Source organism: Parasphingorhabdus sp., from assembly GCF_039982395.1.
Taxonomy (GTDB): Bacteria; Pseudomonadota; Alphaproteobacteria; order Sphingomonadales; family Sphingomonadaceae; genus Parasphingorhabdus.
In genome coordinates this window covers 336194-350696 of the sequence record NZ_JBDWYO010000001.1, presented here as the reverse complement: position 1 = coordinate 350696, position 14503 = coordinate 336194, and the positions used below count along the sequence as shown (strand labels likewise).

The window sequence follows — 14503 nt, the reverse complement described above, 5'->3', positions numbered from 1 at the left end:
GGCTTCTTGGCGATCATCGACCGAAGATTGAGACTTCTCCGGGCCCAATGTTTGAATAGCCAGCCGGTACCACATAGCGTTTTCATATAATTAGAGAGAGCATGGATGAAAATATCTACAGCACTAGACAAGATTGACGATAACCAACTCTTCGTGCCCGCATTTCAACGTGAATATGTATGGAAACGTAACGACGCTAAACAGCTGATCGATTCGTTGATCAAAGAATACCCGACCGGTACCATGCTTACATGGGAAACCAACACTCCTCCACAACTCAAGGGGCCGCATAAATATACCGAGGAGCAAGGAGCGGTTCGTATTTTACTAGACGGGCAACAGCGATTGACGACACTCTACATGTTGGTCAGAGGAAATTTGCCACCTTACTATACCGCGCCTGAGATTTTGAATGACACACGCGGACTATATGTAAATGTAGAAACACTTGAGCTTGAATATTACAAAAAACTGAAGATGGAAAATGATCCACTTTGGCAAAACATCACGGCGATATTTAAAGATGAAGTCTGGGATCAAGACATACTGAAAGGTCTAGAAACACGAGGCGCCGACGTCACCAAAGACTTTGCACGCCTAGTTTCAGGAAACATTAGGCGTATTGAAAGTATTTTAAACTGGGATTTCCCCGAGCAGACGATCCCGGTTAAAGCTAGCGTTCGTCAGGCTATCGACATATTTTACAAGGTCAATTCTGGCGGCGTTTCACTCACTGAAGCGGAACTCGCCCTCGCTCAGATTTCGGGATACTGGCCGGAAGCGCGAGATATATTCAAAAAGAAACTTGTCGAACTTGAGGCAAGAGGCTTCGTATTCAAGCTTGATTTTATTGTTTACGCCTTACTTGCATGCGTTCATCATTCGGGCTCGAATATGGCGTTGTTGCATGACGATGCGAACAATGTTCCTATACGAGATGCATGGGAACGGCTGGAACACAGCATCCTCGATTACGTCGCAAACATCATGCAATCGCACGCTTTCGTAGACCATTCAGTTGAGATAAACTCGGTCTATGCTTTGATTCCGATAATTGCCTACTGCTTTCAAAAAGCAGACGCAAAAACAGGAGTTGAGCACCTTAGTGAGCTAGAAATTCGTAAAATTGTTAAGTGGTTTTATTACTCACAAATTCGTACAAGATATATCAGTCAGCTACCGCAGAAATTGGACCGTGATTTGCGAATAGTCAATGAGTTACCGCAGCCTTTTGATGAGTTGCTGCGGGTAATCCAAGATGAACGATCGCTGGAAATTTTACCTGAAGAATTCGAAGGGCGCACTATTTCGCATCCACTCTACGCTATGATGCGTTGGTATTTTAAAAGCCGCGACGCTTATTGTCTAACAACAGGTGTCAGATTGCGTCAGCCAATGGGTAAAAAATACTCATTAGAAAACGATCACATTTTTCCGTTTTCCAAGCTCAAAGCAGCTGGATATGGTGTCAAAAACCGCATTAAGTACTCGTTAGCTCAGGAGCTGACAAATCGTGCGATCCTGACGCAAACTGCAAATCGAGCAAAGAGTGCAACGACGGCGCAGGAGTATTTAAGTGAAATACTGGATCGAAACCCCGATGCATTGTCGAAGCAGTGTATTCCAATCGATACAGATCTTTGGGCTGTAGAAAACTACGAGGGGTTCTTAAGGGCTCGCCGTGCTTTGCTTGCGAATGAACTAAATTCGTTTCTTTCTTCTATTACTGAGACCGAAGTGCCTAATGCACCAATCACTCTCGAGGAAATGATTACCGAAGGAGAAAGTGCCGAACTCGAATTCAAGCAGACGTTGCGTTGGGATGTCACCGAAGGCCGGGTCAACAAGGTGATGGAAGCTGTTGTCATTAAGACTGTGGCCGCGTTTGCTAATAGCTATGAAGGTGGGACATTACTAATTGGAGTATCAGATGCTGGAGTAGCTGTTGGGTTGGACCAGGATTTTTCCTGCTTGGGTGATGCTGACAATGATCGCTTTGAGCTTCACTTGCGGAATTTGTTCTCTGAGGCATTTGGGCAAATCTTTTCGGGTACAAAACTAAGGGTCTCTTTCCCCGAAGTAGATGGAACTGAGATTTGTAAAATTGATGTTCGACCCGCCGATGAGCCGCTTATCCTCTCGATAAAAGACAAAAAAGGAGTGGAGGCCGACAAATTATATGTTCGTAGCGGCAATTCTTCACCCGAAATGCCATTGAGAGAAGTACCTTCATTTTTGGCCAAAAGATTTGAGGTAATGAAACGGTGACCTGATGATCGTCACGATAAAAATGTAACGAGCAACGGAAATAAGGGCAGTGCAATGGATGGAAATTGTTGGTGACTGTCTCGTTGCCGTTCTAATTGATTTGTATAAATCGATAGGTTCACGAGCTTAAAAACCACCAGCTAGCTGATGTCCGCATTCGGTATGCCTTTCACAGGCGAAGTATGAACGCGTGATCCGCAAGTTCACAAGAGGAGCAGTAAATCGCGGGATGCGAGTGATTTTGAAATCCGTGTTTCGGTCTTGAAATCAATTTTCGTCGTCGCGCAGTTCGCCGAGGAGGGCGTACCATGGAAGGAGTTCGCCGAGCGCTTGCTCGAAAGGATATTCCTTCTGTTCTGTCTTCTCGGCTTTGGCTTCTCGATGAAGCGTCGAAAAAATCCATCCAGCGCGATCACCTGATCCGATTTCTACCGTTTCAAGCAGTGAAGCAATCGTTGCTGTCTTCAATACGCTTTCAAGTTCTGAGACCGTGCAAAAGGCTACAGATCGTCGGTCTTCCAGCGAAATAGGATGTGCGCTGCCATCAGCGAGTTCACCGGCTCGCTCCATAATCTCAGGAATAACAGTTGCGCGTCCCGCAAACCACTCGTCCAAAGTGAGGATCATACCCTGAGGGTTGTCCACGAGGCGATTGGGACCATTCTCTTTTCCGCAATGGGCAAAGAATCGCCAAAGCTGCATGACGCCTTTCGCGATTTCTTCGTAACCGCGATCCTCTTCCGGCGCTTCACCGAACCGCGCGTTTACGCTCATGCGAGACGCTTTGCACTCGATAACTAGTTGAACTGTTCCGTCATCCGCGAGCACTCGGATGTCTGGCGTGGCAACCGGACCTAGTTGCGTTGAGTAGGTGACTTCCGGTTCGAATGTTGCGTCTGTCAGCATTCCACGCAAAAGAGTCAAGCTGTACTCTTCAAAGCGTTGGCCGATCTCCTCGCGGACAGCACCCCCACCGCCAATAACATCATAGAAGAGTCCATTCGTTACGCGGTCCATTATTAGATCTGGCAATGGCGCGATCATTGTTCGATTACGATGGCCGACGTGGACACATGGATACTGTCGGAAAATACTCGGTTTGTAGGCTATTTCGGCGTCAGTGTTGCGAAGTTGCGTAGCGTCGTACCTTAGGTCACTCAGCGGACATGAGATACGAGCTATAGCGCGCGCTAGCGTATCGGCATCAATGCCGAACTCATGAATCAAGTGCAGATCATCGGCGGGGTGGATCGCTGGGCTTGCATAGAAAACACTGGTAAGCGCAAATCCAACAAGCGTCATGTCAAACGCTGTAAGTTGGAAGTTTTCATTAAGGTAATTTGCGCACTCGCCTTGACCATAAATAAACGTATTTCGATAAATCTGCGGAATGCCGAAAAAGCCACGTTGCCAAGGAAACTGCCGTGCTCCAATTCGACCCATCTCGACTAGGATGTGCGGCTTATCGGGATTAGCGGTGTATTCTGCGCCTGAAAGCTCTCGCACGAGATTAACTGTCTCACTAATCGCATTCCAAGAGCTGTAATCGAAGAAGCGGTAGTAGGCGTGTTTCGGGGTTGTAAGCAGTTCGTTTGCTAGAGTTTCAAGCTCCCAAGGGTAGATGGCGTGCTTTCCTATTATCCCTTCGGTTGCAGCCTCCTGTGGATAGGAAGCTAGGAATGGGCGCGCTTCTTCGACACGACCGGTTTGAAGCGCATTCAACGCCCAGATTAGGCGAAAAAACCGGACATCGTCCGAAAACGAAAGTGAAGTTGCCAATTTGGCTCTAAGCCGGTCCGGATCTTCATTCTGTCGAGCAGTATTGGTCATTTTTAAAGCCTATCAGACTTGATGCATACACGCTTGATTGTTTTGATATCTTTCCTGGATGCATCGCAAGTTTGCCGCCCAAATTGCTCGAAGACGGGTGAGAGAAGCGATCACGATACAATTCACGTAAGACAGAAACCAAAATCGCATTTCCGCTTTCGGGATGTTGCGAACGCAAACTGATTCCCAAACGGTAGGTGACTAAATCGCATCTAAAAGTTCATCATAGTTATTCCGAAAATTCCCGACATTATTGCTAGTCGGCACAACATCCAAATCACAACCATGAGATTGTGTCATTAGCTCAGCATCATTCCAGCCGCCGTGAAGTCATGTCGAAACCTGTTCGCGTTCTAGGATCGCTGGCAAGCGATTGTGGATTGGTTCAAAGGCTTTTGTCGCAGCTGTCGTGATGATAGAATAGGTTGTCGTTTCCAGAAATCCAATGTCGGCCCATAGCCTGGCCAAGATCATCGGCCTGCCATCGGCGTTGGACACGGTGAACCGGCTCGGCTTTGCCACTCCGCTCCCACTCATGAAAACCGGAAACAAACACTGCGCATCGACATGACTTGAGAAGGTTCTTGAACGACGGCTTTTCTATTAGAGTCTCTGCCCGGGCATTGAACAATGAATAGGATCGAGTTGGATCTTTCGACCATGTTGGGATTAAGCTCTATTGCATGGGTTTCAACAAATGCTCGTTGCTTTCATTGACGGCTACCGGCAAGATCTGTGTTCGAGCTATGTTGTAGTTCGGGTGGAGGTTAGGTTTGAGCGGCGTCGTGATATCGAGCATCTCTCGATACTCGACCCATGTAAGCTCTTCAGAGGCATATTTTCGATCGTACATCTATTTGTTCGAAATGACCTCAAAATACGGTCAAGTGACAGGGTCCCAACGGCCGGCCTTGTGATTGTGTCATCCCGAAAGCGGACCTTAGCTGTATCGCTCAAATTGGCGGCAATAAAGCCGGTTAGGCGAAACTAGCTCCAGTCAATATCTATAATCCTGTCGATAGAAACCTTCCTGATAAGATTGTAACTGTGTCGAATCTGGATTCCAGCCAAAATGATCAAAAAGCTCAACACAAATATCAATCGCAATTTTCATGTGTTCTTCGGCTAGGCGCTCAGGGCCAAGAGACTTGTTAATTTCAATCTGTTCTGCATGAGTTTGCTTAAGATCATGAAAGGGAATTCCATTTTGGCCAGCGCTCAACATTCGACCTTCAGCCCCATATAAAGAGAGCCCAAGACTCACCCCGCCTTGATACAGGCCAGCTTTGTACAAACGATGACAAAATTCTAAGATTTCCGTAATTTGGTACACTGTGCCTACAATGTTCAATATCGGTATTTGTGGATTATCATGATCATTAGGTTTTGTGTCTTCTCTAAGCGCAACATAAGCAAGAAACTGCGTACTTTTGTACATTCTCCAAAACTCATTAAATCCTGACCATTCGGTCCAATTTTCTATAAATTCTGCTCCACGTTCATACCCGCCCGCGTCATCGTTTCGATAATTGATGTGCGGAAAATCCCACCCCCTTATAGAGACTCGTGCCTTTTCAACGACTTCCTGACAGCGTCCAAGCAAAAGCGGTTCGTCAGGTAAATTCAATGGCCTTAAATTTACTCTCCAATAACCAGAGTTGCATATTAGCTCAAGCAGCCCTTCTTTCATCAGAGGCCCCCTAGTTCAGCATCAAAGTCATATTGTTCGCCTGGTTCGGCTGTGAATCCAATTCGCCTTAGCTGTCTAGTTCGTCGAGCGATTGACGCCTCAATTACGTCTCTCATATCTGCTGTGTTAGAGATTCGTGCACTTTCAGGTCGCCTTGCTCTGCTTCTGTAGTAAATTACGCCTCTCTGGACATCGAGTCCGTCACGAGCGCAAATGACCGGAATATCATCAAACGATGACACTTCGATAACAACGTAACTAAGGCCCTGTCGGTCTTCCATTATTTGTTTTGTGAAAATCACTCTCGGATCGGCAAATGGAGCAATCTGATCCCTCATTTTGTCAACGTTGTAGGTCGCCATCAAATCTTCTCCTACGCCTTGACGAGCAAATGTTTCATCTTCAACACCAACGATAATTGATCCGCCATTTATAACATTGGCGATTGCAAGAATATCCTTAACAAAAGTGTTTTTATGCCATGGAATTGCAGCCTTAAACTCTATTGCATCGGTCTCCTGCCTGCCTTCCAAAAGCAGCTCGAGTCTATCTGGCGTCATAGGTCATATTCTCTTTTACAATGGTAAACTTGATTTCAAGACTACCGTAGACTCCTAAGTCAAGCGAGGTTTTAATCATGAGTGCCGTCTGATTGAATAAACCGCTACCCGTTTTTCTGGAGATCGGTAGCTCAAACTTGCAAGGGCCAGACATTGATCAATTCAAAGTTAATCTGTTGTCCGTTTTTGCGCCCATGGGAGGCGCTGGCTAGGGACTGCAATAACCCTAAAGAGAGATGTTTTAATGTACCTGTCGTCGCTCTGTCTCGATTTTTTTTACTCGCCAGTGCACGACTTTAGCGGTCTCCTCCCGCTATGGTATCAGTGAATCTCTAGGAAGGACCCACGAATTTCCAGAATTTAATCTCGCTGAGAGCATTTGGGGGCATATAAGGGGGCATACCAAATTGCCGTGTAACTATTTATACTACATTACAATATATTATAATGTTTAATCGTGTCCTCTTCTGGCACCAGATATATCCATAAACTATTGAGTTTAAAAAAGTCCGTCGTCAGGGTCTTTGGCAGTTTGAGGTTCGAATCAAAATCCAAACAGCGTTGCCTGATCCAGACAAGAAAATGCTCGAGAATGCGCCAATAATTGCGAGCAGGCGAGATGGCTCCGCCGCCCCGTCAGCGAAAATGATCCGGCGTGCGATCCGTGAGCGGATCGTTCTGCGTCTGATTTATGAAGATGCAATCGGAAACCAATCTGATCGAGGTGTTAGGCCTTTTGCCATTCAAGCGTTCACCGATGGTTGGCTTATTGCTGGATGGTGCGAGCTGCGTAAAGGCTGCCGGGCATTTCGTCTTGATCGAAACACTGCAATTGAGGAAACGACTGGCAAATCCTCGATGATCCAAGCCAGAATTTGCAGGCTTGTCTCGCCAACAAAATCTTTGCGGTCGAGACGCAAAATCCGAAAGCTTGAAACCGATGGTCCGCCATACGGAGTGGCCACTTTCTTCTTCAGCCAAAAGAAAGCGGTTGGTCAAGAAACCACCTCATAGCCTGCCTCTCTAGTCAGCACGCCCTTTATCCGGTGAGCGGACAAGATTGTTGCTAGCCGCTGTATCCAGCGAGACTGCTTTAGACGTTGAAGCATATTATAGATTTGATGGATATGGACATTTCTGAACAACAACCCGCCGGATGGACTGCCACCGCGCGATGGCTGCACTGGACGGTGGCCATCGCGATCTTGGTGCTTGTTCCGGCCGGATATATTATGGCGAACAGCTATGGAAATCCTGATCCAGAGGTTTACCAGACCCACATATTGGCTAGTCAAATACACCAGACATTGGGACTGCTTCTGATCGCTTTGGTGGCTGTCCGTTTTCTCTGGCGACTGAAACACCCGGCACCGGCTTTGCCTGCGGGCGTGCCGCAGTGGCAGGCACGCATGTCCCGCATAGTACAATGGGCACTCTATATTTGCTTGATCGCCATTCCGTTGCTTGGCTGGGCGGCCTTGTCATCGCTGGCCGATATCCCGGCCTTTGGCCCCACGCAGATCTGGTTCTTCGGCCATGACGGCTTTGGGACGGGCGGCATGATTCCCCGGCTCTTGCCTGCGGTGTCTTATGAAGGCCCGGATTTGCTGCGCTATTCATCAATCGCTTCGGCCCATCGCTGGCTGGCCTATGGTGCTGGCGGGATATTGACCTTGCATATATTGGCTGCTTTGCGGCATCACTTTGTTCTGAATGATAATGTGTTGCGTAGGATGTTGGGAAAACAATCATGAGCGACCAGACGGTCATCCATCTACCCTTGACCAAGGCAAGTGCCGAAGCTTTGTCGCCGTTCGGCCAGATCATCGGCAGCGCCAGCGGCGTGGAGCCAATGGCGGTCGACTTTTATAAAGGCGCGGTGGCGATGTCCTATCCGGTGAAATTCACCTGCGAACATCCGGTGGAAGTCTCTCTGGCAAACCTTGACCGCCGACCCGGAGAAGTGCGCTATATGGAGCGGCACTTTCAGCATACTCAAGCGTTTATTCCGCTTGGTGGAAAGCCGTTTGTTGCGGTCATGGCCCCGCCGGGCGACGATGATTTGCCTGACTTGTCAGCCGTAAAGGCGTTTCTGTTCGACGGCTCCGCAGGTTTCCAATTGCATCTCGGTACCTGGCATGAATTTCCCTTTGCGATGGAACCCGAAACGGAGATGATCGTCCTGCTGTCCAGCCAGACCGGCTATGATTTGAAAGCAAAGGACGCGGTGACGGAAGAAGCCTTCGGTCCGGATCTAGACAAGAAGGATATCGCCGCGCGCACGGGCACATTGTTCCAATTTGATTTGACGGAGTAGAAATATGGTTGAACGCAAAAACCAGGAGCGCACAAGCCGGTCCAAAGGCAGTCAGCCAGTCGTGTTCGAGGATGAAACACAGGATGCGTTGGCCGGGATGGTCTTGTCGCTCTTGGGCGAGGTAATGGTTCTCAAGGATCGGCTTGATGCTAATGAACGGATGCTTGAGGCGGCCGGTTTGCACGGCCCGGGCGATGTTGATCGCTTCTCGCCGGATGGGCAGGTCAACCAGCATCGCGGGGCATACAGGCAAGCGATCTATGATCGTGTTTTGGGTTCAGCCTTGGAGCGTCTGATGCCTGATTCTCTCACCGAGCAAACGGCGTATGACGGTGTGTTAAACGAAGTGGCATCCGACTAGATTTAGAGACGAAAGGAACTACCCATGGAGAAGCAGCTAAACCACAGCCATTTTGGTCATGCGATTATGCCGCAGGCAACGCACGACGAACAGGCGATGGAAGACCATTTTCTGGCGATGCGCGCGTGGACCAATCGCAATGTAGACCCTTTGGACCGCCGGCTGCTTGATGAAGTCATCGTGCCCGAGGCGGAAGCGGCAACTGGGGGTGAGCTGACCAGCAGCGCCCAAGTCCGGAAGCCGTTGGAAGCCCATCCATTGCACCAATATTGGCTCACTCTGTCGCTCCATTATCAAGACCGCATCTGGCGTTCGATCGATGGTTCCATTGACCGTCAATATGATGAACTGGCGGAGAAGGTTGAACAGCATAGCAAGGCCCCGAAAGGCAGCCTTACGCTGAATCCTGATCTCGAGATTCCGCGCTATATTGGTGCATTAGACCATCACCGGATGCCGGGCAGCTATACGGTCGATACGGCAGAAGATGATTTCCGGGCTGGCGCTCTTTACGACCGATTCTCGTCCACATATTTGCGGAATATGAACGGCGGTTGGAAAAACGATGGCCGGGGTCATACGTTGGCCAGCCACGTAAAGGATTTCTATCCCGACTTTCAACCCAAGCGCATCCTGGATCTCGGTTGTTCGATTGGACAGAGTACCATCGCGATCGCGGCTGCCTATCCCGATGCTGAAATCCAGGCGATCGATCTGGGCGCACCGATGTTGCGCTATGGTCATGCTAGAGCGGAATCCATGGGTGTCCCCATTCACTTCAGCCAGCAGAATGCGGAATGCACCAATTTCGAGGATGGAAGCTTTGATATGGTGACATCGTCGGCGATGTTCCACGAAACCTCAGCAAAGGGCATGCGCGCCATCATGCGTGAATGTCACCGTTTGCTGCGTCCCGGCGGGATCATGTGCCACGTTGAAGTGCCGCCGCGCCATGAACATTTGTCGCTCTGGGACCAGATGCGTTGTGATTTTGAATCGCACTATAATAACGAACCCTTCATGACCTCTCTCGCCCGGACGGACTGGGTAGAGGTCGCAGAAAAGGCTGGTTTCGAACGCGACAAAATCTTGGTAGGTTATCGCAAGGGCGTGCCGGAACTGAAGGTCGACCGTGATGATTTCTTTACCGAAGGCCATCCGGAAGGCCGGACCATGCTGGGAAGCTGGTATGCCTGTTCCGCCACCAAGGACTGAGCTTTATTTTATTGGATGAATAGGCGGGGCAGTTTTTCTGCCCCGCTTTTTTGTCGATCATTGCATCCCACCTGAATGGGTAGCGCTTCGGCTATTGCTCAGGCGTCTTAGTATCCGGATAGCGTCCGCCGATTTTGTAAAAGCTGATACACACGGCGTTGCAGGCGAAGAAGAAGACCGGCAATATCGCGAAGCAGAAATAGAGCGCAAACACAGCCGATTCAGGTTGCTGAACTATCTCGCCGCCTTTTGTGGGAAGGTAGTTGGCAAAGCTGAGATAGGCACCGACGGCAGCAACGCCCAGCGCAAAGGTTGTTTTCTCGATAACGGCAATCACACTTGATAGCAGTCCTTCGCGCCGGAGCCCGGTAACCTCACGGTCATGCGCCAGGCTATCGACGAACATCGAGATCGACAGCAGGATCATACCGCCAGAGCCGACGCCGCTAATGATCCCACGCCAGATCACGCCCCAGGTCGTAATAGAACTGTCGGTAGTCAGCCAGCTGAGAGAACCGATCGCCATCAACAATAGACCGACAATATAGGCGTTGCGTTTGCCCAATCGTCTTTCCATCCAAAGCCAGAAGGGCATCGATACGGCGGTCGAGATATTCTGTGCCAGGGCGAGCTGCACCTGTCCGCTATAGCCGATGAGCAATACGTTCAGTTTGAACAGCAGGCCGGTTGTCGCAAGGCTTGCGAAGGCAAGGAACTGGAATATTTTGGCCGCAATGATGGCAACGAACGGCTTATTGTTGAGGATTTGTTTTACCGTTTCCCAGCTTATCGCTGGCTCGGGTTCTTTTGATGCCTCGATATGCGGAGCTTTGGCGGTGCCCCAGAAAGACGCCAACATCGCCGAGCCGATCACCAAGGCGATTACCCAGCCCATTAGCATATAGCCATTGGCATCGGCGCCTCCCCATGAGATTAGCGCCGCCGTTCCTGCCATGGCCAATACTTGGCCAATGGAAACGAACAATGTGCGAAACGACAGCAATCGAGATCGCTGATATTTTGATCCGGTCATCTCGGATGGCATGGCCATATAAGGCACGTTGAACAGGGAATAGCCGGTAGAATAAAGGATCAGCGCCAGGAACATATAAAGCGAGATATGTTCGTCGGCCAAAGTCGGCGGGGAGAAAATGGCAAAGAAAGAGAGAGCCGAAACCAGAGCACCCGCCAGCAGATAAGGGCGGCGTCTTCCCCATTTTGTGCGCGTCTTGTCGCTCATGGAGCCGATCACAAAATCCGCTATCGCATCATAAAGCTTTGATGCCATCAAGAGATAGCCCGCGACCTCCGCATCCTTGCCGAGGACAGTGGACATGAAGGCGGGGAAATAGGTGGTAACGCCATTCAGCATGATCGAGACACCGATCGTACCCACACCAAATCCAAGGCATACGCTGAGCGGCAGTGGCGGATCTGAGGTGCCGTCGGGGTTTACGTGCTGTGGATTGCTCATTCCTGAATCAACACCACAAATCGCATGTCAGCCGGCCCATCGGTAGGCCTCGACTGGAGGAATTGGTTGCACGTATCGCGCATCAGCTGGTCTGTCTATCCATAGTGGTAACATGTACACTCGGCTTCGGTCCAATCGAACGCTCGAGTGAATTTGGCCGCAGGACGGATAGTAGATATTCGGTATTGGTTTCTGTTTCGAGAGATATGACAGCCGAAGCGAAATCTGCCCTGCGTGTAAGGTTCACCTGTCGGATAGGCGTTACAAGTCTGCTGGTCGGCTACCCAAGGGCGATTAATGTTTCTCCCAACCCAAGGGAGAATTCAAATGCCGGTCGAAATCAATGGTTTGCTCAACCACAATATTTCCAGCGAGACCCATCCTCTTCCTTTCACGCATTTTGATCGTGACGGCATTATACGGATGGCCAAACTTCACGATGACTGGGGCTATGATAAAGTGTTGCTAGCCAACGCAGCGGTCATGCCGGACAATATCAGCCTTGCCGGCTTTGTTGCCGCCGCAACCGAACGTTTGGGCGTCATGCTGGCGCACAGGCCTGGTTTCATTCCGCCGACGATGGCGGCGCGCATGCTGGCGACCATCGATCAATTGATGCCGGGACGGATTGGTGTTCATATCATTACGGCGGCCAGTGACGAGGAAGTCAAAGCCGACGGCGACTATGTCTCCAAGGTCGAACGTTATGATCGCGCCAGAGAATATATCGGGATATTGCGCGAAATGTGGAGCAACCCACAGCCGTTCAATCATGATGAAAAATGGTTTCGTTTCGATGGCGGTTTTGCAGCCGTAAAGCCGACGCGGTCCGATATCCCGATCTATTTCGGCGGCATGTCACCCGCCGCGCTTGATGTCGCCGGAGAATGTGCGGATGTTTTCGCGACGCTCAGCGATACCGTCGAAGGGATGACTGAAGTTGTCGAGAAGGTGCGCGCCAATGCCAAGCTTCACAATCGAGATCCGCGCTTCTTGATGTCGATCCGGATAGTAATTGCTGACACGGAAGAAGCTGCGTGGCAGCGCGCTGATGAACTGCGTGACACAATCGCTGGCAATCTTGGCGATCTAGACGTGAACACGGCTGCGGCAAAAGCGTCTGGTTTCCGGCGAACAGAGGAAATTGCCAAGCGGGGTGACCGGCTGGAAAAATGCTTCTGGAACGGCATCAACCAATTGCGCGGTGGTCAAAGCAATTCCGGCGCTTTGGTGGGCACCGCTGAACAGCTTAGTGATGCGCTCATGGATTATTATGATGCGGGGGTTTCGGCCTTCATTCTCCGGGGTTTTGACCCGGTAGATGATGTTATCGCAATCGGCCGTGACCTGATCCCGTTGCTACGCGCAAAAGTAGCGGCGCGCGACGAGGAAAACGCAACCTCCGCTTGAAGAAATGCGGATTAGGCCCGTTTCAGTTCAATCTGCATGATTACATAGCGGCCGTTATAGTTGCAGGATGTGCCCTGGGCAGTTTGTCCGTCGGGCGCAAATGTCAGTTGTGACAGACCGAAAAAATCATGATCCTGTGTCGCTTCATGGTCCGGATCGGCTTCATAGCCATAGCGCAACTGGATTTCTCCATTCGGCTGGACGATCAGCTTTTCAGCATAGCTGATAGAGCGGGACGATTTGATGCCCGATGTTTCCATCACAACTTTCGCGCCCGCGGTTTCGATATTGATCTGTATGCCAGCATCCCACTCGTACATCGTTGAACCATCGGGTGCGAGTGCGATACCATGCATTGCCCAACTGCCTGAAATGTCGGTCATTGGCCTGCCTCATTCGCGTGAACTTTCACCAAAAATGCTTTGAGGTCCGCCCCTGTTTCGACGTTATTTTCGAGCATAGGATAGTGGCCTGTATCGGGGTAGTGGACCAGAGTAACGTCGGTACCAGAAAATTGTTTCACCGCATCCGTCGCCATATCGATCGGCAGAACCGGATCACGGTCTCCCCATTGCAGCAGGATCGGCGCTTGTACTTTGGCGGCGTAATCGCCTGCGCCCGTAGCCCATACGGCCTGTTTATTGGCTTCGTAATAAGCGCGCACACGGGCATAGCCGCCCGGTATTGTGTTGGTCTTATAATACCAATCCACCACTTCAGGCGTTAGCCGTTCCGGCTTGCCATAAAGCTCGGACATGGCCTGCTTATAATAGAGACGAGAGTTATAATTGGGGATGAGGTTCTGGTGAACCCAGATCAATCCCCATGTTAGCTGGCTGAAGTCGGTCGGCGGCGGTGCTTTGAGCGGCAGAGCTGAAAGCGCCAAGGCACGAACCTTCTCCGGATGGGCAGACGCGTAAAGCACCGAAACCGTGGCCCCGCTGGAACTGCCTACCAGCGTGAATGTCTCTAGCTGTTTCTGGGCGACGACGGCTTCCAACAATTGTACTGCTCCGGGCATTCCTGTCGGGGGATTGGGATCGATGGTGAGACCATAAGGCGCCCAGTCAAACCGAATGACCCGATAGTCTTTTTTCAGCAAGTCTGCCCAGTCGTCCCACTGGCGCAAATTCGCCATCGACGAATGGAGCATGATGATGACCGGACCTTCGCCTTCATCGCGGATATGGACCGAAATATCGCCAACCTGGATAAATTCAGACGGTGGCGTTGCATATTCGGTCTTCACCTGTTCATAGCTTGGATTCCACCAGCCCAAGCGCATGGTACCCAGAATAATGGCGACCCCGAGAATAAGGATAAGAATGAGGCCGCCAGCCCATTTGAAAAACCGCATGGATATACTCCGCCAAATAAG

Annotated in this window: 13 protein-coding genes; 6 read left to right on the top strand and 7 right to left on the bottom strand. The window is 50.3% G+C overall.

Translation table 11 applies throughout. The features are described 5' to 3' along the window. Window positions 1-105: 105 nt before the first annotated feature. Window positions 106-2268, top strand: coding sequence for a DUF262 domain-containing protein (locus ABJV08_RS01720; RefSeq protein ID WP_348039098.1), 2163 nt, complete (start codon window positions 106-108; stop codon window positions 2266-2268). A 267-nt stretch (window positions 2269-2535) separates the two neighbouring features. Here ABJV08_RS01720 and ABJV08_RS01715 read toward each other — a convergent pair whose 3' ends face one another. The 4 genes from ABJV08_RS01715 to ABJV08_RS01700 all read right to left on the bottom strand — a co-directional run bounded on the left by ABJV08_RS01715 (window position 2536) and on the right by ABJV08_RS01700 (window position 6348). Further along, window positions 2536-4098 (bottom strand): hypothetical protein, encoded by a 1563-nt coding sequence (locus ABJV08_RS01715; RefSeq protein WP_348039099.1) that lies wholly within the window; start codon window positions 4096-4098, stop codon window positions 2536-2538. A gap of 330 nt (window positions 4099-4428) precedes the next feature. Next, window positions 4429-4620, bottom strand: coding sequence for an SOS response-associated peptidase family protein (locus tag ABJV08_RS01710; RefSeq protein WP_348039100.1), 192 nt, complete (start codon window positions 4618-4620; stop codon window positions 4429-4431). A gap of 475 nt (window positions 4621-5095) precedes the next feature. Continuing rightward, window positions 5096-5788, bottom strand: a complete 693-nt coding sequence (locus ABJV08_RS01705; protein WP_348039101.1) for a hypothetical protein — start codon at window positions 5786-5788, stop codon at window positions 5096-5098. After that, entirely contained in the window at window positions 5788-6348 is a 561-nt protein-coding gene (locus ABJV08_RS01700) for an ATP-binding protein (protein WP_348039102.1), read from the bottom strand. Before ABJV08_RS01700 ends, ABJV08_RS01705 begins: the two co-directional genes overlap by 1 nt. Window positions 6349-7448: 1100 nt before the next feature. Between ABJV08_RS01700 and ABJV08_RS01695 the strand changes: the two genes are divergently transcribed. From ABJV08_RS01695 to ABJV08_RS01680, 4 genes are read left to right on the top strand one after another with little or no spacing between them, the layout of a single operon-like run. Beyond that, window positions 7449-8102, top strand: a complete 654-nt coding sequence (locus ABJV08_RS01695; RefSeq protein ID WP_348039103.1) for a cytochrome b — start codon at window positions 7449-7451, stop codon at window positions 8100-8102. Beyond that, complete coding sequence (locus ABJV08_RS01690; protein WP_348039104.1) at window positions 8099-8665, top strand: ureidoglycolate lyase; 567 nt, start codon at window positions 8099-8101, stop codon at window positions 8663-8665. Before ABJV08_RS01695 ends, ABJV08_RS01690 begins: the two co-directional genes overlap by 4 nt. A gap of 4 nt (window positions 8666-8669) precedes the next feature. After that, entirely contained in the window at window positions 8670-9026 is a 357-nt protein-coding gene (locus ABJV08_RS01685) for a hypothetical protein (RefSeq protein WP_348039105.1), read from the top strand. A 24-nt stretch (window positions 9027-9050) separates the two neighbouring features. Further along, a complete protein-coding gene (locus tag ABJV08_RS01680; protein ID WP_348039106.1) occupies window positions 9051-10241 on the top strand; it encodes a class I SAM-dependent methyltransferase in 1191 nt (396 codons plus the stop codon). Window positions 10242-10332: 91 nt separating this feature from the next. On the opposite strand, the gene ABJV08_RS01675 is transcribed toward ABJV08_RS01680, so the two are convergent. After that, window positions 10333-11715, bottom strand: coding sequence for an MFS transporter (locus tag ABJV08_RS01675; protein ID WP_348039107.1), 1383 nt, complete (start codon window positions 11713-11715; stop codon window positions 10333-10335). Between the two features lie 327 nt (window positions 11716-12042). Between ABJV08_RS01675 and ABJV08_RS01670 the strand changes: the two genes are divergently transcribed. After that, on the top strand, window positions 12043-13125 hold the full coding sequence (locus ABJV08_RS01670) for an LLM class flavin-dependent oxidoreductase (RefSeq protein WP_348039108.1): 1083 nt from the start codon (window positions 12043-12045) through the stop codon (window positions 13123-13125). Between the two features lie 11 nt (window positions 13126-13136). Here the strand turns inward: ABJV08_RS01670 and ABJV08_RS01665 are convergent, their stop codons facing one another. Beyond that, window positions 13137-13508, bottom strand: coding sequence for a hypothetical protein (locus ABJV08_RS01665; protein WP_348039109.1), 372 nt, complete (start codon window positions 13506-13508; stop codon window positions 13137-13139). Continuing rightward, complete coding sequence (locus tag ABJV08_RS01660) at window positions 13505-14482, bottom strand: alpha/beta hydrolase (protein ID WP_348039110.1); 978 nt, start codon at window positions 14480-14482, stop codon at window positions 13505-13507. Before ABJV08_RS01660 ends, ABJV08_RS01665 begins: the two co-directional genes overlap by 4 nt. Window positions 14483-14503: the final 21 nt, after the last annotated feature.